We start from the raw sequence: 25,034 nt of genomic DNA, 5'->3' as shown, positions 1-25,034 counted from the left end.
TGCGTCAGATCAAACACCGCCGCTTGCCGGAACCCCGGCCTCGGGCTAGAGCAAGGCATGCAAAACCCGCCCCGCTCCGCGCTCCTTTTCATCCTCGCCACCATCCTGATCGACGCGATCGGGATCGGCATCATCTTTCCCCTGATGCCAGACCTCATGGCCCGGGTCGGCGCGGGCGATACCGCTTCGGGTGCGATCTGGGGCGGTGTGCTGCTGGCGGCCTACGCGGCGATGCAATTCGTCTTCGCCCCGATCGTCGGCGGGCTGTCGGACGCCCTCGGCCGCAAGCCCGTTCTGATCGCCGCGCTGACCGTGCTGGCGGTTGATTACGTCATCATGGCGCTGGCGGGCACGTTCTGGGTTCTGCTCATCGGGCGGATGCTCGCGGGCGCCGCCGGCGCCACCTACACCACCGCCACCGCCTATCTCGCCGACATCTCGCCGCCGGAGAAACGCGCGGCGAGCTTCGGGCTGATCGGCGCGGCCTTCGGCGTGGGTTTCGTGCTGGGCCCAGCGTTGGGTGGGCTGCTCGCCAGCTGGCACGTCACCGCGCCGTTCTGGGTCGCCGCAGGTTTCGCCGCCGCCAACGTGGCCTTCGGCCTGCTGATCCTGCCCGAAAGCCTGGCGCCCGCCCGGCGCCGCCGCTTCACCCGGCGCGATCTCAACCCGTTCCGCGCCATCCTCGACGCCTTTCGCCTGCCCGGCCTCGCCCTGCCGCTGGCGCTGTTGTTCGTCTTCGAACTCGCCAACATGGTCTACCCCACCCTGTGGTCGTTCTGGGCGCGTGAAACCTTCGGCTGGACGGCGGCGGCGATCGGGCTGTCCTTCGCGGCCTACGGTGCCGGCGTGGCCTTCACCCAGGGCGCGGTGCTGCCCTTCCTGGTGCCGCGCATCGGCGATTACCGCACACTGCTCCTCGCCGGGGTCTCGGCGGTGGCAGCGCTGTTCGGGCTTGGCTTCACCACCGCCGCCTGGGTCGTCTTCGTCCTCGTGCCGATCGCCTGCCTGTCCGACATGTTCCCGCCGACCATCACCGCGATGATGTCGAACGTCGTGCCGGAAGACCGCCAGGGCATGTTGCAGGGCGTGATCGCGGCCCTTGGGTCGATCGCGGCGATCCTCGGCCCGCTCGTCGCCACGCCGCTGTTCCAGGCCTTCGCCGCCGCCGACGCGCCGCTCTACCAGCCCGGCATGCCCTTCCTCGCTGCCGGCGCGCTGCTGCTCGCCGCTTTCCCCGCGCTCATCGCCCTTGCCCCCAGGGGCCGGCGAACCTAGCCACGGGCTTGCAACCTCGCGGCGGTCTGGGGCATCCTCGCGGCCAGGCGTAACGGGCAAGGCAGGCACCCATGTGGAAGATCAGAACCCACAGGCTGGGCATCGACCAGGGTTCGCTCATGCTGTTCTCCGACTACAAGCACAACGGCGAGATGTGGACGGGCAAGGGCCCGCGTGAAACCCGGCAGCAGGTGACCTTCAGCGAAGCCTTCCTCGCCGCGCCCGCGCTCACCGTGGGAATGTCGATGTGGGACGCCGACCACAGCACCAACCAGCGCATGGACATCACCGCCGAGAACATCGCGGCAACCGGGTTCGACCTTGTCTTCCGCACCTGGGGCGACACCCATATCGCCCGGGTCAGGGCCGACTGGATCGCACTCGGCGAAGTCGGGCACGAGGATGACTGGGACTTGACGAACTGATCGGCCGGCTCACGCCGCGCCCAGTCCCCGAGCCGCCGCCACCAGCGCCTGCCCGTAGGCAAGCCCACCATCGTTGGCCGGCACCTTGTTGTGGCGCAGCACCGGCACCCCTTCCAGATAGCGCATGAGCGCCGCCTCCAGCACCGCGTTCTGAAGCACCCCGCCGCTGAGCGCCACGGCCTGCGCCCGGCCATCCGCCACCGCCGCCCGCGCCACCCCGGCGAAAGCCGCGGCCAGCCCCTCGTGAAACATCGCCGCCGCCAGCGGCACGGGGGTGCCGCGCGCGGCGGCCCAGGCCTGCCACATCGGCGCCGGGTCGATCACGCCCTCCGCCACCGCGAAGGGCCAGCCCGGCCCCGGCCCGGCCTGCGCCGCGACGGCCTCCAGCAACATCCCGGCTTCGCCCTCGTAGCTCATCCGCCCCGGCGCCACCCCGAGCGCGAAGGCGAAAGCGTCGAACAGCCGCCCCGCCGAGGACGAAAGCGGCGCATTCACCCCCGCCGCCACCGCCCGGCGCAGCGCCTCGCGCGGTTGGTCCGGCATCAGCGCATCGGCCAGGGCGCCCAGCCCCGCCGCGTCTAGCCGCACCATGAGATTGCGCCATGGCTCGCGGCTGGCCGCATCGCCGCCCGCCAGCGGCGCGGGCGCAAGCCGGCCGATCCGCTCGAACCCGGCATAATCCCCCAGCAGCACCTCGCCGCCCCAGATCGTGCCATCCGCTCCCAGCCCGAGCCCGTCGAGCACGATCCCCGCCACCTTTCCGCCACCGCGCGGCCAGAGGTTCTCGCCCATCACGGCGGCAAGATGGGCGTGGTGATGCTGCACCCGCTCCAGCGGCAGGCCCATCGCCTCGCCCGCCCGGGTGGCGCGGTAGCCCGGGTGGAGATCGACGGCCACCACCTCCGGCTTGTGGTCGAACAACGCGCGGTAATCCTCCAGCGCCTGCCCGAAAGCCTCCCATGTCAGCGCCTCGTCGAGCTCGCCGAGGTGATGGCCGAGCAAGGCCTGGCCGTTCTTCGTCAGGCAGATCGCCGCCTTCATCTGCCCGCCCAGCGCCAGCACCTCGCGCGCCTCCCCGAACCCCTCGGGCAAGGGCAGCGTGCCCGGCACGCGCCCGCGCGCCCGGCGCAGCACCATCGGCCCGGCCGGCGTGATCCGCTCCACCGAGTCGTCGAGCCGCCGGGCGATCTCGCGGTCATGCATCACGAAGAGATCGGCAAAACCCGCCAGCTTCTCGCGCGCCTCGTCATTGCCGATCACCTGCGGCTCGCCCGAGAGGTTGCCGCTGGTCATCACCAGCGGGCGGCCCAGCGCGTCGAGCAGCAGGTGGTGCAGCGGCGTGTAGGGCAGCATCCAGCCCAGCGCCCCCTGCCCCGGCGCGAGCGCCTCGGGCAGCGCCGCGCCGGCCTTGGCGATCAGCACGATCGGCGCCGCCGGGGCACGCAGCCGCGCCCATTCCGCGCCCGTCGGCGCGGCGTGCTCGGCCAGAACCGCCTCCCCGGCCATCAGCGCGAAGGGCTTGGCCGGGCGTCTCTTGCGGCGGCGCAACTCGGCCACCGCCGCCGGGTTCGTCGCGTCGCAAGCCAGGTGAAACCCGCCCAGCCCCTTCACCGCGACGATCCGGCCCGCCATGAGCGCCTCCGCCGCCAGCGCCACCGCGTCGCCGTCGAGCGCGGCCCCCTCTGCCGTCTCGGCCCAGAGCCTCGGGCCGCAATCGGGGCAGGCGATCGGCTGGGCGTGGAAGCGCCGGTCGGCGGGATCTTCGTATTCCGCCCGGCAGGCCGGGCACATCTCGAAGGGCGCCATCGTGGTGCGCGCCCGGTCGTAGGGCAAGGCGCGCAGGATGGTGAAGCGCGGCCCGCAATGGGTGCAGTTGGTGAAGGCATAGCGGTGGCGCCGCGCGGCGGGATCGCGGATCTCGGCAAGGCAGTCGGGGCAGGTGGCGGCATCGGGCGTCACCCGCGTCTCGGCGCCCGCCGCGCCGCTCGCGGCAATGGTGAAGCTTTCGGGCGCGGGATCGGGCACCGCCCAATCCGCCACCTCCACCGCATCGACCCGCGCCAGCGGCGGCGCTTCTCCGGACAGCGCCCCGCGCAACCGCTCCAGCGCCCCCGCCTCGCCGGCCGCCAGCACCAGCACACCCTCGGCATCGTTCGAGACCTCGCCAACGAGGCCCTCGCGCCGCGCCAACCGCCAGACGAAGGGCCGAAAGCCCACGCCCTGCACCTGTCCGCGCACCCTGATCCGCCGTCCCTGCATCCTGTCGGCCCCCTTGCCCCTTCACCTTGGATCAAATACCTCCGCCGGAGGCAAGAATCTCCACCCCGCCGCCACCGCCGAATCCGTCCCGACTCACTTGACGGCCCCGCAAATCCGGCCTAAACGCGCGGAACGGAATTCGGGGCGCTGCCGTGCGCGGCGCCCGTTTGTATTGACAGGCCAGGCCGGGGGAGCACCCCGGAACCGACCCGCAAGATGAGGAAAAGCCAATGTCGCGCGTTTGCGAACTGACCGGCAAGGGCCCGATGACGGGCAACAACGTCAGCCATGCCCACAACAAGACCCGTCGCCGGTTCCTGCCGAACCTCAACGACGTGACGCTCATGTCCGAAACGCTTGGCCGTGGCGTCAAGCTGCGCATCTCGGCCGCGGCGCTTCGCACCGTGGATCACCGCGGCGGGCTCGATCACTTCCTCGCCAAGGCGAAAGACACCGATCTTTCCGCCAACGCGATCAAGATCAAGAAAGAGATCGCCAAGGCCCAGGCCGCCCAGGCCTGATCGCCCACCAACGGCATCGGCAACGGCCCCGTCGCTCGGCGGGGCCGTTCGCGTTTGCGGGCATGGTTTGACTTTGCCCTTTACGAAACGTGGCGCGCTGCCTAACTCTTCCCCCATGTTGCGCAATCTCACCGCATATCTCACCGTCGTGACGCTGACGCTCGCGAGCCTCGTGCTCGCCGACGCGCGCGGTGCGAGCCATGATATCGGCACCGAGGCGGTGATCTGTACCGGCGCGGGGATGATCACGATCACCCTCGGCCCCGACGGCCAGCCGGTAGAGGCCGCCGAGCCCTGCCCCGATGGCACCTCGATCTTCGCCGCGAGCTTCGCCCTGCCCGAGCTGCCGCGGCCGGTCTCCCGGCTCGTCGCCCGGATCGCGGCCCCGGCCGGCGTCACCCTCACCACCCTTGAAACCCTCTCTCCCTCCGCGCGCGGTCCCCCATCGCTGGCCTGATCCCGACCCAACACATCAGACCAGCAAGACAGAGACCAAGGAGAGAACCCATGTCTTTCAAATCCAGCATTCTCGCGGCCACCGCCGCCGCTGCCCTCGTCCTGCCCGCCTTCGCAGGCTCCGAGATCGAGATTCACGATCCGTTTGCCCGCGCCGCCGGCGTCACCGCCGTGGCCGGCGCTGCCTTCTTCATGATCCAGAACTCCGGTGACGAAGATGATCGCCTCATCGGCGCCGAGAGCGACATCGCCAAGCGCGTCGAACTGCACACCCATATCGAGGACGGCGACGTGATGCGCATGGTCGAGGTCGAGGAAGGCTTTCCCGTGCCCGCCGGCGGCATGCACGCGCTCAAGCGCGGCGGCGACCACGTGATGTTCATGGGGCTGACCCGCCCGATGGAGCAGGGCGACAGCATCGCCGTTACCCTGGTGTTCGAAAAAGCCGGGCGGATCGAGGTCGAGATCCCCGTCGATCTCGAACGCGGCGAAGACGCGCCGATGATGATGGACGGTATGTCGACGGATCACGGCAACTGAGGCAAGGCTGCGCCGGTCGGGGCGGTTCACGTCCCTTTCCGCGCCCGTCCGGCCTCCGTCACGGGGGCGATCCCCGGATCGGCCGCAGCTTCCCCGCTGCGGTCGTTTCGCGTTTTCGGGGCGGCTGCCCCATTGCCTCGGCCGGGGCTTCGGCTATCCTCGCGCCATGACCCGTTCGATCCTTTTCGTCTGCCTTGGCAACATCTGCCGCTCACCGTCCGCCGAAGCGGTTCTGCGCCAGCGCGGCGACGGCCTCGGCCTCAACCTCGACAGCGCCGGCACCGGCGACTGGCACCTGGGAGAACCGCCCTGCCCCGGCATGGTGCGGGCCGCCGCCACGCGTGGCTATGATCTCTCCGGCCTGCGCGCGCGCCAGATCGAGCCCGACGATTTCTCCCGCTTCGACCTTATCATCGGCATGGACCCGTCCAACTTAGAGGATATCGAGGCGGTCCGGCCGCCCAGCGCCACCACGCCCGCGCGCCTGTTCACCGATTACGCGCCCGAAACCGGGGCGACGCATATTCCCGATGCCTATTTCACCCAGGACTACGACGGCGCGCTGGACCTGATCGAAGCCTGCGCCGAAGGGCTCCTGCGCGAGATCGCCGGGCGCTGACGCGCTATTGGCAGTATTTTATCGCGCCGGCCGCGAAGGCCTCCCACTTCAGCCAGAACTGACGGTCGGTCTCGCGGGTCGACATCTTGGCGTCCTGGCTCAGAAGCGGATCGGCGAAGAAGCGCGCGCCCTGGCGCTGCTCGCCCGAGGTCAGCACCGCGTCGGCCACCTGCTGGATGCAGTTACAGAGCACGCGGTTGGCAGCCGGACGGTCGGAGCGCAGGCAAGCGCTCTCGATCACGCCGCGCGCTTGTGCCGCGCTGGACGCGAGCCCGCCCGCGAGAACAACGCCCAGGCCAAGCGCCAACACCACGTTTTTCATGTTTCATGCCTCGCTTGGGCCAGACGGCGGATTGAACCGCTACCGGCTAGCACTTTTCAGCGATTCCCGCAATTCACGGCGTTGCGCTCAGATCCGCCGAAGCGTCGCCGTTCGCGCCAACTCGTCCACCTGGTCGCGGCGGCACAATTCGGTGCCGTCCGAGGTCACCGCCGAAGACGCCGCCGCCACCCCCAGCACCAGCGCCTCCTCCCAGCGCGCGCCCTGGCTCACGGCCCAGGTGAACACGCCGACAAAACTGTCGCCGGCGCCGACCTTGGAGCGCACCGTCACCGGCTGGGTGCAGGCGTGCCAGCGGTTGCCGCCCTCGACGAGGATCGAGCCTTCTGCGCCGAGCGCGAGAACGACGACCTCCGCCACCCCGCGCGTGATCAGCTCCTCGGCGAAGTCCGCCACCGCGTGAATGTCGCTCAGCTTGCGCCCGGCAAGCTCCTCGCTCTCGGCCCCGTCCAGCCGCAGAACGTGGTGACGCGCCGAGCCGACCTTGAGCAGCGCCTTCAGCGGCGCGCCCGAGGTGTCGAGGATCAGCCGCGCGCTGTGGTCGGCCATGAGGGCGGCAAGCTGGGTGGGAAAATGCAGCGGCACCCCCGGCGGCTGGCTGCCCGAAAGCACGAGGTAGCCGCGTTGCGGCGTCACCCGCGCGATCGCCTCCAGAGCCTCCTGCGCCTGTTCCGGCGTCCAGCGCGGGCCGGGCATCACGAAGCGGAATTGCTCGCCGCTGGTGCGGTCGGTCACCGCGAGCGACTGCCGGGTTTCACCGTGGGTGTGGAACACCTCCGGGATCAGCGGCTCCTGCCGCAGGATGTCGAGAAACTGCTGGCCGTGATAGCCCGAGATCGCCACGAAGGCATGCGCCCGCCCGCCCATCGCGCCGATCGCGCGGGCCACGTTGATCCCGCCGCCGCCCGCTTCCAGCACAGGCGCGTCGCAGCGCAGCTTGTCTTCCGGCACCACGCGGTCCACCGTCGTCGACAGATCGAGCGCGGGGTTGAGTGTGACGGTGAGGATATTGCTCATGGCTTGCTCGTCCACCGGATCCGTTAGCGCGAACACTACCCCCCGCCGCGCCGGGTCACAACCGCGATCTGACCGGATGGTCGGAAAGGATGCCGCACCCCGCAGGGACACCTTCGCAAACCTGCCCGCGGGGAAGGGGGCAGCCGCCCGGGAGCCTCGACCGCAGGCCGGGCTTCAAGCCCCGCACGCCCTCCGATCCCCATTGACGGGCCGCGAAAACCCCCGCATATCCGGGCCATGACCGATCTCGCACATATCCGCAATTTCTCCATCGTCGCCCATATCGACCACGGCAAGTCCACCCTGGCCGACCGGCTGATCCAGGAGACGAAAACCGTCGCCGATCGCGACATGAAAGCGCAGATGCTCGACTCGATGGATATCGAGCGCGAGCGCGGCATCACCATCAAGGCCCAGACCGTGCGGCTCGAATACGAGGCCGACGACGGGCAGAACTACATCCTGAACCTGATCGACACCCCCGGCCACGTCGATTTCGCCTACGAGGTCAGCCGCTCGATGCGCGCCGTCGAGGGCTCTCTGCTGGTGGTCGACAGCACGCAAGGCGTCGAGGCCCAGACGCTGGCCAACGTCTACCAGGCGATCGACGCCGACCACGAGATCGTGCCGGTGCTCAACAAGATCGACCTGCCGGCGGCCGACTGCGACCGGGTGGCCGAGCAGATCGAGGACGTGATCGGCATCGACGCCTCGGGCGCCATCCAGGTGTCGGCGAAAACCGGGATCGGCATCCACGAGGTGCTCGAAGCCATCGTCGCCCACCTGCCCGCGCCCAGGGGCACGCTCGACGCACCGCTGAAAGCGATGCTGGTCGACAGCTGGTATGACCCCTACCTCGGCGTCGTCGTGCTCGTGCGGATCATGGACGGCAAGCTCAGGAAGGGCGACCGCATCCGCATGATGCAGACCGGCGCCGTCTACCCCGTCGACCGCGTGGGCGTGTTCCGCCCCGGGATGATCCCGGTCGACGAACTCACCCCCGGCGAGATCGGTTTCATCACCGCCTCGATCAAGCAGGTGCGCGACACCAAGGTGGGCGACACCATCACCACAGAGAAGAAGGGCTGCGAAACCCCGCTGCCGGGCTTCAAACCTTCCGTGCCGGTGGTGTTCTGCGGCCTCTTCCCGGTCGACTCGAATGAATTCGAAGACCTGCGGGACGCGATCGAGAAACTGGCGCTGAACGACGCGTCCTTCTCGCACGAGATGGAAACCTCCGCCGCCCTCGGCTTCGGCTTCCGCTGCGGCTTCCTCGGCCTCTTGCACCTCGAGGTGATCCGCGACCGGCTCGAACGCGAGTATGACATCGACCTCATCACCACCGCGCCATCGGTCGTCTACCACATCCACATGAAGGACGGCGAAACCCGCGAGCTGCACAACCCCGCCGACATGCCCGACCCGAGCCACGTCGAAAGCATCGACGAGCCCCGGATCAAGGCCACCATCCTGGTGCCCGACGAGTTTCTCGGCGACGTGCTCAAGCTCTGCCAGGACCGGCGCGGCATCCAGCTCGATCTCACCTATGCCGGCTCGCGCGCCATGGTCGTCTACGACCTGCCGCTCAACGAGGTGGTGTTCGATTTCTACGACCGGCTGAAATCGGTCACCAAGGGCTACGCCAGCTTCGACTACCAGCTCACCGGCTACCGCGCCGACAACCTCGTGAAGATGCAGATCCTCGTGAACGACGAGCCGGTCGACGCGCTCTCCACCATGGTCCACCGCGACCGGGCGGAAATGCGCGGCCGGGCGATGGTGGAAAAACTCAAGGATCTCATCCCCCGCCACATGTTCAAGATCCCGATCCAGGCCGCCATCGGCGGCAAGGTCATCGCCCGCGAGACCTTGTCGGCGCTGCGCAAGGACGTGACCGCCAAGTGCTACGGCGGGGATGCGACGCGGAAGAAGAAACTGCTGGAAAAGCAGAAGGCGGGCAAGAAGAAGATGCGCCAGTTCGGGAAGGTCGACATCCCGCAGGAGGCGTTTATTTCTGCGCTGAAGTTGGATGGTTAGTCTTCTGAAATACAGATCTGGAGCTTTTCGAGTATGTTTTTTGCTGAGTTGATGCCAAGCTCCATTTGATTCAACGTTTCCGACGGAGGGTCTCCATGCGCAAGGTTGTGGCGACACTGCAAAAGCCTTGAATATAACTGCACTTCTGCGTCAGAGATTTCCGACTTGAATTTGTCCTTTGCGTGTTGCCCAAAAAAAGAGACAAGATCAGCCAACTCTGATCGCTTCAAACGCCCAGCATTTCTATTGAAAACAGATCGTACAAAAGACGCAAGACCCGAGTCCGTTGATTTGTCATAACGGTTCTCAAGGGCACGGCTAACCTCGGCCTCGATCTCTGAGTATGCAATGGCCGAGATATACCCAGCAAACGCCGTTTCAACAAATGCACGGGCCGAAGGGTTGGTCTCCGGGATCGCGTCGACGGCCTCTTTGGCCAGCTCAGTGATCTTTGTAGTTTTGCCTAGGATCAACTCAAATACTCAATGGCTTTTTCGATCCGCTTGTGAACCTCTGAACGGTCGCTCGTATTTGCCGTTGTTGCTGCCGCGAACTCGGCGTCCTTGAACAAAGCCTCAATTTGTTCCGGCGTTGGCTTGGTTTTCAAGTCAATAAGTGCACACAGCACGGCATCCAATGCACCATAATTCAGTTTTCCCCTCAGGTGAAACGGGCGGTCTGGCTTTGCCGCCAAAACAGCATCGCAAGCAGCACCGAAAGCGATTTTCCAGCCTTCGCCATCATTGTCCCGGCTGTCCGCAAGAAAATCGCTAAGGAAACCCTTCATTGGTTTTTCGTATTCTTGCCAGCTTTGTGATAGCGCCAGCACACGCAGCACCAACTCCACATCGCGGAAACGCTTGTCCAGGCTGGCTTTTCCCAAACACTTTCGCCAGGATGGCATTGCATTCATTTCGTCCAACGCCGAGATGAATGAGCCATGATACACGCACCTACGGACTTCCATTGGGTTCAGGTTCATCCCGCCGGTGTTCAGGCGTTCAAAAATCATGTAGATGCTTTTGTTGTCTTGTGGATCCAGCTGTTGGATAATGGTGGCGCGCATGACTGATTGTTCAAGCTTGAACTGGTCTTCCTCGGATAACTCGTCAAATGACTTATTGTTCCAATGGTCGGACACCCCCTTCAAACGGAATTTTTTTTCGCCTATCAGGCCCTTCAAATACGATACAACCGACGTAATCCGCTGATGACCATCAATGACTTGATAACCTGTGCCGCTTCTTGGTTTGTATAGAAAAACCCCTGGAACTGGCAGTCCAATCAGAAATGATTCAATTAGTTTGGAGGCTTTTACTTGATCCCAAACGAAATTCCTTTGAAAAGTAGGTACTTCGAGCAATCCGTCCTCTGACTGCTGACGATATCCTTTCAGGGTCGTGTCTGCAGGGTAGTTCAGGATTTCAAACTTCAGCGGGATACTGTCTTCTTCGTTATAACCTTCTTCCGTTTTCTCAACGTCCCAGTCGTTTGTGATTTCTTGTGACATCGTCTTCTTCCAATATCGGCCCTCCTCCCAAGGTTGCGTGAAGGAATGGGCAATGCAACACATTTCTAGCAAGCAAGAGTAGGGTGGGTGCTTGCACCCACCGCCCGCCCCGCGCGATCGGATGGTGGGTGAACTCACCCGCCCTACCAACCACACACCGCCCCGTCCCGCCAATAGCAAGAGTAGGGTGCGTGCTCCCACGCACCACGCCTGTTCAACATCGCCGAAAACCGGTGCGCAAGACCAACCCCCTACCCCGGCACCGCATACCCGAACGCCGCGATCTCCTCGGCGCAGAGCTCGGCGACCAGCCGGGCTGCCTCGGGGGCCTCGGCGTAGACCGCCTCCACCGTCGCCTCCGGCGGGCGCACGCCGGCCTTGGCCCGCACGCCTTCCATCGCCTGCCAGACCTCGCCCAGACCGGCGTCGGCCATGTCCTCCGCGAGGCGTTCGTAGCGCAGGTAGGTGTCGAGCCGGTCCGGGCCGGAGAGCGGGGCGATGGCGGGGTTGACCGCGATGAGGCCCCGGTTGCGCAGGACGAAATCGTTGAAGCTGAGCCCCTTGCGGTCTCCCCCGCGCCAGTGGTAGCGCGAGATCAGGGCGTCGAACGGGTCGCGCCAGATCGTCACCTTGCGGTAGCCGCGCCAGATCGCGGCCGGAACCGCCGCCCGCACCTCCGCCGCTGTCGAATGCGCCGCGAACCGGCCCGGCGAGCGGCTGCCATCGGGCCAGGCGGTGTTCTCGAAGTTCTGCGCCCCGCGATGGCCGAGCCGCGCCCGCAGCGCCTCGTCCGGCGCCACCAGCGGCGTGATCACGCAGTCCGGCCCGCAGAACCCCGACAGCGCGATCTCGAAGGACGTGCCGCCTACCTTCTTGGTTTTAATGAAAATTATGCGCAGCGGGTGGCAGATGATCATGGGCGTCCCTCGGTTGCGCCCAAGATTGCCACTCCCCGCCCGCCGCGGCAACCGCGCGCTTGACAGCCGCGCCGCCGCGCGGGAGCGTTCGCGACGGAAACCGCGCGCAAGACCGTATGACACGGACCATTCCCGATAGGAGACCACCATGCCCACAGGCTACACCCGCACCCAGATCATCCTGCACTGGCTCGTGTTCGTGCTCGTCGTGCTTCAGTTCGTGCTGAACGAACCCATCGCCGAGGCCTGGGACAAGATCGAGGACGGCGTGGAGGTGGGCTTCAGCCCGCTCATCGCCCAGCATGTTTTCACCGGGCTGCTGATCCTCGTGCTGGTGGTGATCCGCATCGCCATCAAGTTCAGGCGCGGCGCACCGGCGCTGCCCGCGAACGAACCCGCGATCCTCAAGATCGCCGCGCACGGCACCCATCTTTCGCTCTACGCGCTGCTCATCCTTATGCCGCTTTCCGGCGCAGCGGCGTGGTTCGCCGAGGCCGAGCTGGCGGCGGAAGGCCACGAGGTTATGAAGGTGCTGGTGCTCGTCCTCGTCGCGCTGCACGTTCTGGGGGCGCTGTTCCAGCATTTCGTGCTGAAATCGAACGTGCTCGCCCGGATGCGCAAACCGCAATGAGACGGCTGGTCCTGTTCCTCGGCTCGATGATCGGCGCCACGCTGGCCTTCGTCTTCGTCGTGGTCGCGCTGGTGGCGGGCGTCAAGGGCCTCTGGCCGCTCCTCGGTGCGGCGCTGGCGGGTTATCTCTCGGGCTGGCCCGCCGCGCTCTTGGTCGCCCGCCGGATGCGCTGAAACCGGCGTTTTCCCACGCCGATGGCATGATCTGGATCAAGGACAAAGCCGCATCTGCCACGCAGCTTTGCCGCCGAGATCGCGCCAAAAAAGAGGGACATAATCCATGGGTCTTTTCCTGCTCGTCTACATCTTCGTCGGGGCCACGCTCGCGGGTTCGTTCATGGTGGCCGCGCTCACGGCGGGTTACGCAACGATGATGCCCATCATCTACTCCTCGATCGCCGGTTTCATCGTCGCCATCCCCGCGGCCTGGTTCATCGCCAAGAAGATCCGCGAAAACGCCTGAGCCGGCTTTTCTGAATGACCTTGCAAGGGGCCGACCCGTGGGGATATCTCACGTGGGAGCGGCCCCTTAGCTCAACTGGATAGAGCAGCTGACTTCTAATCAGCAGGTTGAGGGTTCGAGTCCTTCAGGGGTCGCCAGCGCGAACAGGGGAGGTGCGCCATGAGGATGGCAGACCTGGGCGATATCCGCGTCCATTACGAGTTGAGCGGACCCGACGACGGGCCCGTCGTCGTCTTCGCCAATGCCCTTGGCACCGATCTGCGGATCTGGAACGGCGTTCTGGCGCATCTGCCCGAAGGGCTGCGCGTTCTGCGCTACGACATGCGCGGCCACGGCCTCAGCACCTGCCCGGAGGCCCCCTATTACATGGGCGACCTGGTGCAGGACGCGGCTCGGTTGATGGATCACCTCGGGCTGAAAGACGCGGTCTTCGTCGGTCTCTCCATCGGCGGCATGGTGGCGCAGGGGCTGGCGGCGGAGCGGCTCGACCTGTTGCGCGCCATGGTGCTTTCCAACACCGCCGCGCGCATCGGCACCCATGAGATGTGGCACGAGCGGGTGCACGCAGTGCGCGACGGGGGCGTGGCGGCGCTGGCCGATGCCACCATCGAACGCTGGTTCTCGCGTGACAGCCGCACCGAGCGTCCAGACCTCGTGGAAGCGGTGCGCAACATGCTTACGCGCACCCCGGCGGAGGGATACATCGGCTGCATGGAGGCCATCGGCGAAACCGATCTCATCGAGAGCACTGCCCGCCTGCGGCTGCCCACGCTTGGTATCGCCGCCAGCGAAGACGGCTCGACCCCGGCCGACCTCGTGCGCGAGACCACGGAGTTCGTGCCCGGCGCGCGGTTTCACCTGATCCGGCGGGCAGGCCACCTCGCCTGCGTCGAAAAGCCGGCCGAATACGCCGCCGCGCTGGCGGGCTTCCTCACCGAGATCGGCCATATCTGATGGCGCGATTCCTGCTCGTGCATGGCTCCGGTCACGGTGCCTGGTGCTGGCGCGACGTGCGGCCGGCACTTGAAGCTCTCGGCCACGAGGCCGACGCCCTCGACCTTCCCGGCTCGGGCGACGACAACACACGGGCTGGCGAGGTGACGCTGGCGTCCTATGCCCGCGCGATCCTCGCCCGGCTCGATGCCCCCAGCATTGTCGTCGGTCACTCTGCCGGCGGTTTCGCCATCGCCCAGGCCGCCGAGATCGCGCCCGAGATGATCTCGCGCCTCGTGTTTCTCTGCGCCTACGTGCCCCGTCCCGGCGCCTCGTTGATTGAGATGCGGCGCGAGGCCCCGGAGCAACCCCTTGCGGGCGCGCTGGAAACCTCCGCCGATGGTCTCTCCTACCGGTTCACCGACGCGGCGATCGCGGCCAACCTCTGCGCCGATTGCCCGCCCGAAGCGCTGGCCTTCGCCCGCGCCCGGCTCGGCTGGCAACCGATCGCGCCGCAGGCCGCACCTTTCGAGGCTAAGGGACGGAGCACCGACGTGCCACGCAGCTATATCCTTTGCGAGCAGGATCGCACGATTCCGCCCGCGCACCAGCGCGCCATGTCATCGGGCTTCGACCCGGCAGACATCCACAGGCTGCCCACCGGCCATTCGCCCTTTCTCGCCGCCCCGGGTGCGCTGGCCGCGTTGCTCGACCAGATCGCGCGCGGCTAGAGCGGGCCCGGGCCTTCATCTTCGGGCCGCTCGAGCAGCCAGGGGTTTTCCACGAAGTCCTGCAGCAGATCGAGCGAGCGGGCGGCGTAATAGCCATCGACGATGCGCTCATCCAGCGTATAGCGCACGGTCACCACCGGGCGGATCTCGATCTGGCGCCGCTCGGTCACCACCGCCTCGTCGCGCGCCTTGCCGATCACCGCGAAGATCGGCAGCGTGCCGTGCTCGTAAAGGTGGTGATAGGCGCTGTCGAGCCCGATGGAGCCGAGATGCGAGATCATCGCCGAGGCATAGAGCGGATCGTTGCGCGGCAACGACGCCGGGGTGATGTTCAGCCAGTCGCCCAGTTTCTGGAGCCTGGGCAGCAGCGGGATCAACCAGCGCGGCAGCCGGAACAGGAGCGAGACCTCGCGCTCCGACGAGGTTTTTGCCGGGGCGCGGCCGTTGGATACGATCTCCTCGGTGCGCGCCCGCACCTGCACGATACCATCGTCGGGCTCAAAGGTCTGCTTCACGACGGTGAGCTTGGCGTCATCATCGCGCGCCTTGAGCACCGAGATCGAGATCGCGATGTCGTCGCGCTGGTAGAGCCTGCGCCCGGCGATGAAGCGGTTCAGCCGGGGGCGCTCGGCCATCACCCGCACCCCGGCGGCGACGTAGATGTGAAACAGCCGCAAGGGTGGCCGTGTGCCGTTGTTCCAGCGTTCGAGGTAGTCAAGGGTTTTCGAGATGTCGATCTTCTGTTCGAAGAACACCGCGGCGTCGCCCCTGCGTGGCAGCAGGTAGGGCATGAACAACCGCACCTTGGGCGCTTTGCGCACCCGGCGGCCATCCGGCCGCTCGCCTGAAAACATCACCCATCCTCCCCTGCAAACGCTCATGCCAATGCGCGCATCCCGGTTTTTCATTACACCGGCAGAGCGCCTTGGTCGAGTTCGGGGCGCGGCGGGTGGTCTCGGGCCGGGTGGCGGGTCAATGCGCCTCGGCCCAGTTCGCCCCCTGCCCCGCATCCACCACCAGCGGGATGGAGAGCCGCACGGCCGGATCCGCCGCCCCTTCCATCACCTCGCGGATCACCGGCACGGCCCGATCGACAGCCGCCGTTTCAACCTCGAAGATCAGTTCGTCGTGCACCTGCAGCAGCATCTTCACCGGCAGATCGGCGATCGCCCCCGGCATGCGAACCATCGCGCGGCGGATGATGTCGGCGGCGGTGCCCTGGATCGGCGCGTTGATCGCGGCGCGGCGGGCGAAGCCGGCCTGCGGGCCCTTCGCGCCGATCTCGGGGGTGTGGATCCGGCGGCCGAACAGCGTTTCGACGAAGCCGTGCTCCTTTGCATACGCAACCGTATCGTCCATGTAGGCGCGAATGCCCGGGTAGCGTTCGAAATAGCGATCTATGAAGGCCTGCGCTTCGCTGCGCGGAATCCGCAGGTTGCGGGCGAGGCCGAAACCGGAGATGCCGTAGATCACGCCGAAGTTGATCGCCTTCGCCCGCCGCCGCGTTTCCGGCGTCATCTCGTCGCGCGGCACGTCGAACATCTCCGAGGCGGTCGCGGCGTGGATGTCTTCGCCGTCGCGAAAAGCCTGTTTCATGCTCTCGATCCCGGCGACATGGGCCAGGATGCGCAATTCGATCTGCGAGTAGTCGAGCGAAACCAATACCTTGCCTTCCGGCGCCACAAAGGCTTCACGGATGCGCCGGCCCTCTTCCGTACGCACGGGTATGTTTTGCAGGTTCGGGTCGGTCGAGGCGAGGCGGCCGGTGTTGGCGCCGGTCTGCACGTAGGAGGTGTGCACCCGGCCGGTCTCGGGGTTGATATGGGCTTGCAGCGCGTCGGTATAGGTCGATTTCAGCTTCGACAGCTGCCGCCAGTCCAGCACCCGGGCCGGCAGTTCGTGTTCGGTGGCGAGGTCTTCCAGCACGTCGGCGGGGGTGGAATACTTGCCGACCTTGCCCTTCTTGCCGCCCTCCAGCCCCATCTTCTCGAACAGGATCTCGCCGAGCTGGGCCGGCGAGCCGACGTTGAAGCGCTCGCCCGCGAGTTCATGGATCTCCGCCTCCAGCGCCGCCATCTTCTGGGCGAAGGCGTTCGACATACGGCTCAGCGTATCGCGGTCGACCGTGATACCGTTCATCTCCATTTCGGCCAGCACCGGCACCAGCGGGCGCTCGAGCGTTTCGTAAACGGTGGTAACCTTTGCGCGGTGCAGCTGCGGCTTGAACAACTGCCACAGGCGCAGGGTGATATCGGCGTCTTCGGCGGCATAGCGCACCGCCGTATCCATTTCGACCCGGTCGAAGGTGATCGCCGATTTGCCGCTGCCCAGCAGGCTCTTGATCGGGATCGGCGCATGCCCGAGGTAGCGCTGCGAAAGCGCATCCATGCCGTGGTTGTGAAGCCCCGAGTAGAGCGCGTAGCTCATCAGCATGGTGTCGTCGATCGGGGCAACCGCAACGCCATGGCGCGCGAAAATCTTGGCGTCATACTTGATGTTCTGGCCGATCTTGAGCACGGCGGGATCTTCCAGCACCGGCCCCAGCAGGGCGAGAACCCCCGCCAGCGGCAACTGCCCCTCGGCCAGCGCATCGGAGCCGAACAGATCATCCGCCCCGCCCTTCTTGTGGCCAAGCGGGATGTAGCACGCCGCGCCCGGCTCGACGCAGAGCGAAATCCCGACAAGCTCCGCCTGCATCTCGTCGAGCGAGGTGGTTTCGGTGTCCACCGCCACGTATCCGCGCTCATGGATCGCCGCGACCCAGCGCGCGAGCGCCTCCATGCTGTCGACGCGCTCGTAAAGGTCGGGGTCGATCGGCGGCAGGCCGGGCGCTTCCGGGGTGTCCTCAGCGGGGGCAGGCGCGGGAATATCGGCGCTGTCCACCCCGAGCGTATCGGCGATCCGCTTGGTCAGGGACCGGAATTCCATCGCCGCGAGGAAGGGCAGCAGCACCTCCGGGTCGGGATCGCGCAACTCGAGGTCATCGAGGCTGAAATCGAGCGCGACGTTTTCATCGAGGCGCACCAGCTCGCGGCTCATGCGGATCTGGTCGGCCATCCCGGTCAGCACCTCCCGGCGCTTGGGCTGCTTGATCTCGCCGGCCCGCTCGAGCAGGGTTTCGAGATCACCGTATTCGTTGATGAGCAGCGCCGCCGTCTTGATCCCGATCCCCGGCGCGCCGGGCACGTTGTCGACGCTGTCGCCCGCCAGCGCCTGCACATCGACCACCCGCTCGGGGCCGACGCCGAACTTCGCTTCCACGCCCTCGTTGTCGATGCGCACGCCCTTCATCGGTTCCAGCATCTCGACGCCGCCGCCGACGAGCTGCATCAGGTCCTTGTCGGACGAGATGATCGTCACCCGCCCGCCGGCTTCGCGCGCCTCGCGGGCGAGCGTGGCGATGATGTCGTCGGCCTCGAACCCCTCCTTCTCGATGCAGGCGATATTGAAGGCGCGGGTGGCGTCGCGGGTGAGCGGGAACTGCGGCACCAGGTCTTCGGGCGCGGGCGGGCGGTTGGCCTTGTAAGCGGGGTAGATCTCGTTGCGGAAGCTCTTGCCGGAATGGTCGAAGATCACCGCGACATGCGTGGGCGCATCATCGCCCTTCGAGTCTTCCACCTGCTTGAACAGCATGTTGCAGAAACCTGCAACGGCCCCGATCGGCAACCCGTCGGATTTGCGCGTGAGCGGCGGCAAGGCATGGTAGGCGCGGAAGATGTAGGCCGAACCGTCGACCAGGTGAAGGTGGCATCCCTTGCCGAAAGTCATGCGCGCGTCCTTTTCGTGGCTTCCGTTCGCGTCACGGCGAGGCGAACGGCGCTCGATCCCGGTTGTCCGGCTTATGCGTCAAAACCGCGCCCGACCGCCTGCAAGGTCAGGCAATATCTTGCCGGCCTGTCTCGCGAGGCGCGGTCAGCACCGGACCATCCCGGCCCGGCTGCCGGCCTCAGCCCGCCTCGCGGATCTCTTCGCCGTAGACATACTTGGTATCGCAATAGGGGCATTCGACCCAGCCCTGATCGTCGGGGATGGTGAGCCAGACGCGGGGATGGCCCGAGGCCGGGCCGCCGCCGTCGCAGGCGAATTTCTTCTTGTCGATGATCTTCGTCTCGGGGACAGGCGTGGTCATGTCGAGCCTCTGTTCGTTTCACCGCGGCATGATAACGCGGATGGTTTTGCGGGCAAGGCCGAAGCAGGCTCAGCCCGCGGCGACGAGTTTGCCAAGCGGCCGGCCCGAAAGGATATGCGCATGCAGGTGCGGCACCTCCTGCACCCCGGCCTCGCCCGCGTTCATGATCAGCCGGTAGCCCTGCCCGCCTTCGCCCGGCTCCAGCCCCAGCTTTCCGACCACCGCGTGGATCGCCCGGGCGTAGTCGGCTATTTCTTCCGCGCTTGCCCCGGTGATGAAATGGTCCCAGTTCACGTAAGGCCCCTTCGGGATCACCAGCACATGCACGGGCGCCTGCGGGCCGATATCGTTGAAGGCGAGGCTATGCTCGGTCTCGAGCACGGTATCGTTCGGAATCTCGCCGCGCAGGATCTTCGCGAAGATGTTCCCGGTATCGTAATCGTAGGCCATGGCGTCTCCTAATCGGCAAACAGGTGCTCGGTTCGTGCAATCTCCAGCGCCCGTTCTTCGGGGATCGAGAGAAACTTGGCAAGGGCCACCGCGTTTTCCTCCGGATTGGCGCTTTCTCTCATGATTTCGGCGTTCTCGAAACCCGCGTCGCGGATGCGATCGCTCTCGAAGTAGAAATCGGCCCGGATCGTCGGCAGCAGCCGCTCCATCGCATCCGCCGGCGTGCGCTCCCCCGCGAGCCCGACCCGCTGGGCGTGGCCGGTGATCCAATCGTCGGAGAACTCGCTCTCGATCTCCAAAAGCCGCGTGGTCGACCGGTCGGAGTAGAAATCGCGCAAAAGGTCCATGTTGTTGGGGTCCATCGCGATGGCGAGCCGGTCGGTCTCGAAATAGTCGAACAGCATCCGCATCAGCGCGCGGCGGTGGCGGGTGCGCTTCTCCAGCGTCGACTGGATGCCGCCGAGATCGGGCAGCGGCGTGGAGTCCTCGTCGAACAGGTATTCGATGATCGGCACGTTGGTCACCTGCCGGATGCGGTTGAGCAGCCGCTTGCCCACGTGCCATTTCTTGGCCACCACGATGAGCAGCTCACGCTCGCGCCCGAGCGTCGATTCCGCCTCCCAGAACCGCGGCGCGAAGCGTTGCCCGATTCGCCCCCGTCCGGTGAGGAACCCGAACAGCGAGCGCCCCTCGTTGGAGATCTTGAACTCCACTCCCTCGGCGGCATAGAGCGCGCCGAGCCGGCGCTTGAGCTCGTGCGCCTCGGGGCTGATCTTGCGCGCGAACAGGTAATCCTGGCTGAGCAGCATGTCGTAGTGGTCGTTGTAGAAGGTCACCGGCATGCCGTAGTCGGTGAACATCAGGAAGGTGAGCGTGCGCGCGCGGATTTCCTCGCTCGGCACCATGTGGCGCACGAGGGTCTGGAAGAACGTCTCGTCCGGAATCCAGGTGGTGCGGAAAAACCGCATCACGTCGCGCCGCCGCGTGGCAAAATCGAGGATCCACTCGATCGTGCGCCGCCTCAGGCACCACCATTGCGAGCCGATCATGATCTGCAGATCATCGGGAATCCGGCGGGTGAGCCCAAGCTTCTTCTGAATATCGAAGGCGGTGTAGAACAACCGCTTCTGCGTGCGTTCGTTGAACCAGTGGCGATAGACCAGCCGCTCTTCCTTGAAGCCGGTCTTGATCCAGTCGCTCTCGAAAAAGTCGAAGCTCTCGATGTAGTCGACGTCTTCGGCATCGAGAAAGTCATGCGCGAACTCGGCCGACTTGATCGACATGCAATCGCCCGAGACCATGTAGAAATGCGTGGCGCGCGGAAACGCCTCCGCCGCCGCCTTCACGGCTTCCAGCGTGCCCTCGACGAGCGACCATTCGCCCCAGCCGCACTTGATCCGCCGCCGCGAAAACGTCACCGCGGGGTTGTCGGCGAGCGCGCCGCGGATCATGTCATAATCCGCTTTTGACGCGCGCGCATCGAAGTGAATCGAAATGTAGTCGCCCGCCGCCGTCAGGCGCTGCGCCTGGTTGATGATCGCCTTAGGATCCTTGTGAACCAGGAGGATGAAGGCAATCTTCGCCATTTAGGAAACCGTTACCGCCATGAAGTTGGATTGTTGACACAAATACCGTAAACGAGCATTGAATTTACAGGCTTGGTTTGCTTTTTTTCAACAGGTTGGGCTTTTTTGTCTGTTCCGGTCCCAGGGCGACCGCGGTTTCAGGAGGCGTCGGGCAATCATGGGTTTTCCCGGAACATGGATGACGGAAAGCGAAAGCGTGGTCTACCGCGTCGTGCCCAAGTGCGCCTGCTCGACGATCGGGCAGATCATGTTCTATTCCGATCATGGCACCTTTTACGACGGCGACGTGCACGACGCCACCGAGGGCATGCACAAATGGGCGATGGAGGAAAGCCAGCCGATCATCGAGGCCAACGTGCATGAGCACAAGTCCTACGCCTTCACCGCGGTGCGCAACCCCTATACCCGGGTGCTGTCGTCGTTCTTCGACAAGATCTGCGGCATCCAGCGCAACGGCAAGCGCTACCGGGGCAACCTCGTGCCGCTGCTGATCCAGAAATACGGCATCGAGGTGGGCGCGCCGGAGGATGATTTCGCCTTCGACCAGATCCGCAGCTTCCGCCGCTTCCTCTTGTTCGCGCGCGACACCATCCGCTTCCGCCGCCCGATGGACCCCGACATTCACTGGACCTCGATGTCGGGCCACATCTCCACCTTCATCCACAACGGCGGCAGCTACGACCACATCTTCCACATCGAGAATTTCAACGAGGGCATGCAGGTGGTCCTCGACAACATCAAGACCAGGAAGAAGGTCAACCTCGAGAAGATCCCCCGCTTCAACGAAAGCGAGGGCCACGGGCCGAAGCGGGCCCACCCGGTGGAGGCGTATTTCGACGATCTGTCGATGCACCTCGTGCGCGAAATCTACAAACGGGATTTCGACCTGTTCAAATACGATTACGAGAATCCCGGCAACAAGATGCCCACCGCCGAGATCGACCTCGACGAGGTGCACAAGAAGCTTGGCCCCTGACCGCGCGGCTTGACCGGCGTCAATGACAACCCGCTTCGTGCGCGTCATGCTCCCGTTTGGAGGCTCGCATGGTCGAAATCATCACCGTCACGGCTGAGAACGTCGAGGAATACGGCTTCTTCTGCAAGATGAGCGCGCGCAACGGCGCGGCGTGGCAGGCCAAGCGCGCCTGGCTGATGGGCCGTTTTGCCGAGGGGCTGCAACTGCGCCTGCTTGGCGAGGGCGAGCGCGGCTTCATCGAATTCATGCCCGGCGCGAAATGCTGGCGCGGGATTGATGGCGCCGAGGATTTCGCGGTGATCCATTGCCTCTGGGTGGTGGGCCGCTCCAAGGGCCGGGGCTTCGCCGCGGCACTGCTCGACGAGGTTGAAGGCTGGGCGCGCGCCGAAGGCTTCCGCGGCGTCGCCGCGCTCACCGGCAAGGGCAACTGGCTGATCTCGCCGGGCGTGCTCGAACATCGCGGCTACGAAGGCATCGACCGCGCCGAACATGGCTTCGAACTCTCCGCGAAATGCTTCACCCGCGGGCCGCTTCCCCGCCTCACCGGCGGCTGGCACGCCAAGGCCGAGGCGTGCGGGCCGGGGCTCACCGTGCTGCGCTCGGCGCAATGCCCCTACCTCGAAGACGCGGCCCAACACGCCCGCCGCGCCGCCGAGACCCTCGGCCTGCCCTTCACCGACCGGGTGATCGAAACCGCCGAAGACCTGCGCGCCCTCTCACCCTCGCCCTATGGCACCTACGCCCTGGTGCATGACGGCAAGCTCCTGTCCTACCACTACCTTCTGGAAAAACAGATCCTCGAACGCCTCGGCGGTTAGGAAGAAAGCAGCGCTACCCCGCCCCCTTCATCCTGGCAGAAATACCTCACGGGGGTCCGGGGGTGTGAAACCCCCGGCCTCGCCACGGTTCAGGCGTCTAGGCACCAGCGCATCACCGCCTTCTGCGCATGCAGCCGGTTTTCCGCCTCGTCGAAAATCACCGAGTTCGGCCCGTCCATCACCGCGTCGGTCACCTCCTCGCCGCGGTGCGCCGGCAGACAATGCATGAAAAGCGCGTCGGGCTTCGCCTGCGCCATCAGCGCCTCGTTCACCTGGTAGGGCCTGAGCTGGTTGTGCCGCCGTTCGCGGGCCGAGAGCGCATCGTGCATGCTCACCCAGGTGTCGGTGACCACCAGATCGGCCCCCGCCACCGCCTCGCCCGGATCGCGCACAAGCTCGACCTTCACGCCGCGGCTGCGCGCCTCCTCGACGAACACCGCCTCCGGCTCCAGCGTCGCCGGTCCGGTGAAGGTGAAATCGAAGCCGAACTGCCCGGCCGCGTGGATCATCGAGGCGCAGACGTTGTTGCCATCGCCGACCCAGACCACCTTCTTGCCCGCGATCGGCCCGCGATGCTCCTCGAAGGTCAGCACATCGGCCATGATCTGGCAGGGATGCGAGCGGTTGGTGAGGCCATTGATCACCGGCACGCTGGCGTGTTCGGCGAGCTCGAGAAGCGAGGCATCGTCGAAGGTGCGGATCATGATCATGTCGACGTAGCGGCTGAGCACGCGGGCGGTGTCGGCAATGCTCTCGCCGTGGCCGAGCTGCATCTCCGAGCCGCTGAGCACGATGGTCTCGCCCCCCATCTGGCGCACGCCCACGTCGAAGCTGACCCGGGTGCGCGTCGAGGGTTTTTCGAAGATCAGCGCCACGAGATGGTTCTTCAGCGGCTGCTCGAGGTCGGGCGTGCCCTTGGGCAGCCCCGCCCGGGTCGCCTTCATCGCGGCCGCCTGGTCGATCATCGCCCGCAGATCGGCGGTGTCGGTCTTGTCGATATCGAGAAAATGTCTCATGCGCCGGTTCCTTTCACGGCAGAGGCCGCGGCATCGAGCCGCTCGATCGCCTCGGTGATGTCATCATCGCTTATGGTCAGCGCGGGCAGGAGCCGCACCACGTTATCTGCGGCCGGCACGGTGAGCACGTGCTGGTCGTAGCCGGCCTTCACCACCTCGGTGTTCGGCGCCCGGCACTTCAGCCCGAGCATGAAGCCCAGCCCGCGCACCTCCTCGAACACGTCCGGATGCACCGCCACCAGCCCCTCGAGGCGCTGGTGCAGGCTCGCCGCCTTGCGCCGGACCTCGGCGAGGAAGTCGGGATCGTCGATGATCTCCATCACCTTGGCGCCCACGGCGCAGCCCAGCGGGTTGCCGCCATAGGTGGAGCCATGCGTGCCCAGCGTCATGCCTTCCGCCGCCGCCTCGCTGGCCAGCACCGCGCCGAGCGGAAAGCCACCGCCGATGCCCTTGGCCACCATCATGATATCCGGCGCGATACCCGCCCATTCATGGGCGAAAAGCCTGCCGGTGCGCCCCATGCCGCACTGCACCTCGTCGAAGACGAGCAGCGCGCCGGTTTCGTCGCACAGGTCGCGCAACCCCTTGAGGCACGGGTCGGGCACCGGGCGAATGCCGCCCTCGCCCTGCACCGGCTCGATCAGCACCGCGGCGGTGCGGTCGGTCACCGCGGCCCTCAGCGCCTCGTGGTCGCCGAACTCGATATGGGTGAAGCCCGGCATAAGCGGCCCGAAGCCCTTGACCATCTTTTCGCTGCCCGCCGCCGCGATCGCGGCGGTGGAGCGGCCATGGAAGCTGCCGGTGAAGGCCACGATCTCGATGCGCTCGGGATCGCCCTTCTCATACCAGTATTTGCGCACCATCTTCACCGCCAGTTCCAGCGCCTCGGTGCCGGAGTTGGTGAAGAAGGCGGTATCGGCGAATGTGGCAGCCACCAGCCGGTCGGCCAGCGCCTTCTGGGCGGGGATCTCGTAAAGGTTGGAGACATGCCACAGCTTGCCCGCCTGCTCGGTGAGCGCGGCCACCAGCGCCGGGTGGGCATGGCCGAGCGCGTTCACCGCGATGCCCGAGCTCAGATCGAGAAAACGTCGCCCGTCGGTCGTCTCCAGCCAGGAACCTTCGCCCCGTTCGAAAGCCAAGGGCGCGCGTGCATAGGTGGGCAGGAGAGAAGGGATCATGGGGAAATTCTCCACAGGAAAGCCTTTGGGTGCCGCATGGGCAGGCTCATGTCAACGATTTGGGTGGGTGCGCGCCGCTTTGGCGCAGGATGAGCGAACGAGACGTCAGGCGCGGGTGCGTCGGCGTCGGGTTTCGGTATATGCGATACGTGTGCTCATGGAGGCTATTTGCCCGGTTTTTCGCGCGCTGGCAAGGCCATGGCGCATG

27 protein-coding genes and 1 tRNA gene are annotated in these 25,034 nt (G+C 65.9%); 15 read left to right on the top strand and 13 right to left on the bottom strand.

The features are described from left to right. Positions 1 to 57: 57 nt before the first annotated feature. Both IEW01_RS11970 and IEW01_RS11965 read left to right on the top strand, forming a co-directional pair. The gene (locus IEW01_RS11970; RefSeq protein ID WP_188527921.1) at positions 58 to 1,275 is read left to right on the top strand and encodes an MFS transporter; all 1,218 of its coding nucleotides are present in this window, start codon (positions 58 to 60) and stop codon (positions 1,273 to 1,275) included. Between the two features lie 71 nt (positions 1,276 to 1,346). After that, the gene (locus IEW01_RS11965; protein WP_188527920.1) at positions 1,347 to 1,700 is read left to right on the top strand and encodes an H-type lectin domain-containing protein; all 354 of its coding nucleotides are present in this window, start codon (positions 1,347 to 1,349) and stop codon (positions 1,698 to 1,700) included. A gap of 9 nt (positions 1,701 to 1,709) precedes the next feature. Here IEW01_RS11965 and hypF read toward each other — a convergent pair whose 3' ends face one another. Further along, positions 1,710 to 3,959 carry a carbamoyltransferase HypF gene (gene hypF, locus IEW01_RS11960; protein WP_188527919.1) on the bottom strand — a complete coding sequence of 750 codons (2,250 nt, stop codon included), beginning with the start codon at positions 3,957 to 3,959 and terminating at the stop codon, positions 1,710 to 1,712. A 230-nt stretch (positions 3,960 to 4,189) separates the two neighbouring features. Between hypF and rpmB the strand changes: the two genes are divergently transcribed. From rpmB to IEW01_RS11940, 4 genes are all read left to right on the top strand, one after another. Further along, positions 4,190 to 4,480, top strand: coding sequence for a 50S ribosomal protein L28 (gene rpmB / locus IEW01_RS11955; protein WP_188527918.1), 291 nt, complete (start codon positions 4,190 to 4,192; stop codon positions 4,478 to 4,480). A gap of 115 nt (positions 4,481 to 4,595) precedes the next feature. Next, on the top strand, positions 4,596 to 4,937 hold the full coding sequence (locus IEW01_RS11950) for a hypothetical protein (protein ID WP_188527917.1): 342 nt from the start codon (positions 4,596 to 4,598) through the stop codon (positions 4,935 to 4,937). Between the two features lie 50 nt (positions 4,938 to 4,987). After that, positions 4,988 to 5,476: a copper chaperone PCu(A)C gene (locus IEW01_RS11945; protein ID WP_188527915.1), complete on the top strand. Its 489-nt coding sequence runs from the start codon at positions 4,988 to 4,990 to the stop codon at positions 5,474 to 5,476. A gap of 166 nt (positions 5,477 to 5,642) precedes the next feature. Continuing rightward, a complete protein-coding gene (locus IEW01_RS11940) occupies positions 5,643 to 6,095 on the top strand; it encodes a low molecular weight protein-tyrosine-phosphatase (protein WP_188527913.1) in 453 nt (150 codons plus the stop codon). Positions 6,096 to 6,099: 4 nt separating this feature from the next. Here IEW01_RS11940 and IEW01_RS11935 read toward each other — a convergent pair whose 3' ends face one another. Continuing rightward, on the bottom strand, positions 6,100 to 6,417 hold the full coding sequence (locus IEW01_RS11935) for a hypothetical protein (protein ID WP_188527912.1): 318 nt from the start codon (positions 6,415 to 6,417) through the stop codon (positions 6,100 to 6,102). An 87-nt stretch (positions 6,418 to 6,504) separates the two neighbouring features. After that, the gene (locus IEW01_RS11930) at positions 6,505 to 7,452 is read right to left on the bottom strand and encodes a 1-phosphofructokinase family hexose kinase (RefSeq protein WP_188527910.1); all 948 of its coding nucleotides are present in this window, start codon (positions 7,450 to 7,452) and stop codon (positions 6,505 to 6,507) included. 237 nt (positions 7,453 to 7,689) lie between these two features. Between IEW01_RS11930 and lepA the strand changes: the two genes are divergently transcribed. Continuing rightward, complete coding sequence (gene lepA, locus IEW01_RS11925) at positions 7,690 to 9,489, top strand: translation elongation factor 4 (protein WP_188527908.1); 1,800 nt, start codon at positions 7,690 to 7,692, stop codon at positions 9,487 to 9,489. On the opposite strand, the gene IEW01_RS11920 is transcribed toward lepA, so the two are convergent. The 3 genes from IEW01_RS11920 to IEW01_RS11910 all read right to left on the bottom strand — a co-directional run bounded on the left by IEW01_RS11920 (position 9,486) and on the right by IEW01_RS11910 (position 11,916). After that, positions 9,486 to 9,962: a HEPN domain-containing protein gene (locus tag IEW01_RS11920; RefSeq protein ID WP_188527906.1), complete on the bottom strand. Its 477-nt coding sequence runs from the start codon at positions 9,960 to 9,962 to the stop codon at positions 9,486 to 9,488. The two genes, lepA and IEW01_RS11920, sit on opposite strands and share 4 nt — an antisense overlap. Then, entirely contained in the window at positions 9,959 to 10,999 is a 1,041-nt protein-coding gene (locus IEW01_RS11915) for a DUF262 domain-containing protein (protein WP_188527904.1), read from the bottom strand. Before IEW01_RS11915 ends, IEW01_RS11920 begins: the two co-directional genes overlap by 4 nt. Positions 11,000 to 11,250: 251 nt before the next feature. Further along, positions 11,251 to 11,916, bottom strand: coding sequence for a hypothetical protein (locus IEW01_RS11910; RefSeq protein ID WP_188527902.1), 666 nt, complete (start codon positions 11,914 to 11,916; stop codon positions 11,251 to 11,253). 148 nt (positions 11,917 to 12,064) lie between these two features. Here IEW01_RS11910 and IEW01_RS11905 point away from each other — a divergent pair, with 148 nt between their 5' ends. The 6 genes from IEW01_RS11905 (at position 12,065) to IEW01_RS11880 (ending at position 14,673) form a co-directional block, all read left to right on the top strand. Next, positions 12,065 to 12,547, top strand: a complete 483-nt coding sequence (locus IEW01_RS11905) for a cytochrome b (RefSeq protein ID WP_188527900.1) — start codon at positions 12,065 to 12,067, stop codon at positions 12,545 to 12,547. Further along, entirely contained in the window at positions 12,544 to 12,720 is a 177-nt protein-coding gene (locus IEW01_RS11900; protein WP_188527898.1) for a CTP synthetase, read from the top strand. Before IEW01_RS11905 ends, IEW01_RS11900 begins: the two co-directional genes overlap by 4 nt. Positions 12,721 to 12,826: 106 nt before the next feature. Next, on the top strand, positions 12,827 to 13,009 hold the full coding sequence (locus tag IEW01_RS11895) for a CTP synthetase (RefSeq protein WP_188527896.1): 183 nt from the start codon (positions 12,827 to 12,829) through the stop codon (positions 13,007 to 13,009). Between the two features lie 60 nt (positions 13,010 to 13,069). Next, positions 13,070 to 13,146: transfer RNA gene (locus IEW01_RS11890), tRNA-Arg, on the top strand. A 22-nt stretch (positions 13,147 to 13,168) separates the two neighbouring features. After that, a complete protein-coding gene (pcaD, locus tag IEW01_RS11885) occupies positions 13,169 to 13,963 on the top strand; it encodes a 3-oxoadipate enol-lactonase (RefSeq protein WP_188527894.1) in 795 nt (264 codons plus the stop codon). After that, a complete protein-coding gene (locus tag IEW01_RS11880) occupies positions 13,963 to 14,673 on the top strand; it encodes an alpha/beta fold hydrolase (protein WP_188527892.1) in 711 nt (236 codons plus the stop codon). Before pcaD ends, IEW01_RS11880 begins: the two co-directional genes overlap by 1 nt. Here the strand turns inward: IEW01_RS11880 and IEW01_RS11875 are convergent. The 5 genes from IEW01_RS11875 to IEW01_RS11855 all read right to left on the bottom strand — a co-directional run bounded on the left by IEW01_RS11875 (position 14,670) and on the right by IEW01_RS11855 (position 20,838). Further along, complete coding sequence (locus IEW01_RS11875; RefSeq protein ID WP_188527890.1) at positions 14,670 to 15,527, bottom strand: 2-oxo acid dehydrogenase subunit E2; 858 nt, start codon at positions 15,525 to 15,527, stop codon at positions 14,670 to 14,672. The genes IEW01_RS11880 and IEW01_RS11875 overlap by 4 nt on opposite strands. Before the next feature lie 118 nt (positions 15,528 to 15,645). Beyond that, on the bottom strand, positions 15,646 to 18,441 hold the full coding sequence (polA, locus tag IEW01_RS11870; protein WP_188527888.1) for a DNA polymerase I: 2,796 nt from the start codon (positions 18,439 to 18,441) through the stop codon (positions 15,646 to 15,648). 178 nt (positions 18,442 to 18,619) lie between these two features. Further along, a complete protein-coding gene (locus IEW01_RS11865; RefSeq protein ID WP_188527886.1) occupies positions 18,620 to 18,802 on the bottom strand; it encodes a zinc-finger domain-containing protein in 183 nt (60 codons plus the stop codon). 69 nt (positions 18,803 to 18,871) lie between these two features. After that, positions 18,872 to 19,252, bottom strand: a complete 381-nt coding sequence (locus IEW01_RS11860) for an HIT domain-containing protein (protein WP_188527883.1) — start codon at positions 19,250 to 19,252, stop codon at positions 18,872 to 18,874. An 8-nt stretch (positions 19,253 to 19,260) separates the two neighbouring features. Beyond that, positions 19,261 to 20,838 (bottom strand): DUF5928 domain-containing protein, encoded by a 1,578-nt coding sequence (locus IEW01_RS11855; protein WP_188527881.1) that lies wholly within the window; start codon positions 20,836 to 20,838, stop codon positions 19,261 to 19,263. Between the two features lie 157 nt (positions 20,839 to 20,995). Here IEW01_RS11855 and IEW01_RS11850 point away from each other — a divergent pair, with 157 nt between their 5' ends. Both IEW01_RS11850 and IEW01_RS11845 read left to right on the top strand, forming a co-directional pair. Beyond that, on the top strand, positions 20,996 to 21,814 hold the full coding sequence (locus tag IEW01_RS11850) for a sulfotransferase family protein (protein ID WP_188527879.1): 819 nt from the start codon (positions 20,996 to 20,998) through the stop codon (positions 21,812 to 21,814). A gap of 68 nt (positions 21,815 to 21,882) precedes the next feature. After that, positions 21,883 to 22,632 carry a GNAT family N-acetyltransferase gene (locus IEW01_RS11845; RefSeq protein WP_188527877.1) on the top strand — a complete coding sequence of 250 codons (750 nt, stop codon included), beginning with the start codon at positions 21,883 to 21,885 and terminating at the stop codon, positions 22,630 to 22,632. Between the two features lie 89 nt (positions 22,633 to 22,721). On the opposite strand, the gene argF is transcribed toward IEW01_RS11845, so the two are convergent. Then, on the bottom strand, positions 22,722 to 23,648 hold the full coding sequence (gene argF / locus IEW01_RS11840) for an ornithine carbamoyltransferase (RefSeq protein ID WP_188527875.1): 927 nt from the start codon (positions 23,646 to 23,648) through the stop codon (positions 22,722 to 22,724). Continuing rightward, positions 23,645 to 24,826, bottom strand: a complete 1,182-nt coding sequence (locus tag IEW01_RS11835; RefSeq protein WP_188527873.1) for an aspartate aminotransferase family protein — start codon at positions 24,824 to 24,826, stop codon at positions 23,645 to 23,647. Before IEW01_RS11835 ends, argF begins: the two co-directional genes overlap by 4 nt. Positions 24,827 to 25,034 lie beyond the last annotated feature (208 nt).

The sequence above is a fragment of the Sinisalibacter lacisalsi genome, from assembly GCF_014640115.1.
Taxonomy (GTDB): domain Bacteria; phylum Pseudomonadota; class Alphaproteobacteria; order Rhodobacterales; family Rhodobacteraceae; genus Sinisalibacter; species Sinisalibacter lacisalsi.
The sequence above is the reverse complement of the archived record's forward strand: the minus strand, read 5'-3'. Positions and strand labels throughout refer to the sequence as shown.

Coding starts and splice junctions, on each gene's coding strand:
- IEW01_RS11970 (WP_188527921.1), top strand. CDS start 58: ATGCAAAACCCGCCCCGCTCCGCGCTCCTTTTCATCCTCGCCACCATC.
- IEW01_RS11965 (WP_188527920.1), top strand. CDS start 1,347: ATGTGGAAGATCAGAACCCACAGGCTGGGCATCGACCAGGGTTCGCTC.
- hypF (WP_188527919.1), bottom strand. CDS start 3,959: ATGCAGGGACGGCGGATCAGGGTGCGCGGACAGGTGCAGGGCGTGGGC.
- rpmB (WP_188527918.1), top strand. CDS start 4,190: ATGTCGCGCGTTTGCGAACTGACCGGCAAGGGCCCGATGACGGGCAAC.
- IEW01_RS11950 (WP_188527917.1), top strand. CDS start 4,596: ATGTTGCGCAATCTCACCGCATATCTCACCGTCGTGACGCTGACGCTC.
- IEW01_RS11945 (WP_188527915.1), top strand. CDS start 4,988: ATGTCTTTCAAATCCAGCATTCTCGCGGCCACCGCCGCCGCTGCCCTC.
- IEW01_RS11940 (WP_188527913.1), top strand. CDS start 5,643: ATGACCCGTTCGATCCTTTTCGTCTGCCTTGGCAACATCTGCCGCTCA.
- IEW01_RS11935 (WP_188527912.1), bottom strand. CDS start 6,417: ATGAAAAACGTGGTGTTGGCGCTTGGCCTGGGCGTTGTTCTCGCGGGC.
- IEW01_RS11930 (WP_188527910.1), bottom strand. CDS start 7,452: ATGAGCAATATCCTCACCGTCACACTCAACCCCGCGCTCGATCTGTCG.
- lepA (WP_188527908.1), top strand. CDS start 7,690: ATGACCGATCTCGCACATATCCGCAATTTCTCCATCGTCGCCCATATC.
- IEW01_RS11915 (WP_188527904.1), bottom strand. CDS start 10,999: ATGTCACAAGAAATCACAAACGACTGGGACGTTGAGAAAACGGAAGAA.
- IEW01_RS11910 (WP_188527902.1), bottom strand. CDS start 11,916: ATGATCATCTGCCACCCGCTGCGCATAATTTTCATTAAAACCAAGAAG.
- IEW01_RS11905 (WP_188527900.1), top strand. CDS start 12,065: ATGCCCACAGGCTACACCCGCACCCAGATCATCCTGCACTGGCTCGTG.
- IEW01_RS11900 (WP_188527898.1), top strand. CDS start 12,544: ATGAGACGGCTGGTCCTGTTCCTCGGCTCGATGATCGGCGCCACGCTG.
- IEW01_RS11895 (WP_188527896.1), top strand. CDS start 12,827: ATGGGTCTTTTCCTGCTCGTCTACATCTTCGTCGGGGCCACGCTCGCG.
- pcaD (WP_188527894.1), top strand. CDS start 13,169: ATGAGGATGGCAGACCTGGGCGATATCCGCGTCCATTACGAGTTGAGC.
- IEW01_RS11880 (WP_188527892.1), top strand. CDS start 13,963: ATGGCGCGATTCCTGCTCGTGCATGGCTCCGGTCACGGTGCCTGGTGC.
- IEW01_RS11875 (WP_188527890.1), bottom strand. CDS start 15,527: ATGTTTTCAGGCGAGCGGCCGGATGGCCGCCGGGTGCGCAAAGCGCCC.
- polA (WP_188527888.1), bottom strand. CDS start 18,441: ATGACTTTCGGCAAGGGATGCCACCTTCACCTGGTCGACGGTTCGGCC.
- IEW01_RS11865 (WP_188527886.1), bottom strand. CDS start 18,802: ATGACCACGCCTGTCCCCGAGACGAAGATCATCGACAAGAAGAAATTC.
- IEW01_RS11860 (WP_188527883.1), bottom strand. CDS start 19,252: ATGGCCTACGATTACGATACCGGGAACATCTTCGCGAAGATCCTGCGC.
- IEW01_RS11855 (WP_188527881.1), bottom strand. CDS start 20,838: ATGGCGAAGATTGCCTTCATCCTCCTGGTTCACAAGGATCCTAAGGCG.
- IEW01_RS11850 (WP_188527879.1), top strand. CDS start 20,996: ATGGGTTTTCCCGGAACATGGATGACGGAAAGCGAAAGCGTGGTCTAC.
- IEW01_RS11845 (WP_188527877.1), top strand. CDS start 21,883: ATGGTCGAAATCATCACCGTCACGGCTGAGAACGTCGAGGAATACGGC.
- argF (WP_188527875.1), bottom strand. CDS start 23,648: ATGAGACATTTTCTCGATATCGACAAGACCGACACCGCCGATCTGCGG.
- IEW01_RS11835 (WP_188527873.1), bottom strand. CDS start 24,826: ATGATCCCTTCTCTCCTGCCCACCTATGCACGCGCGCCCTTGGCTTTC.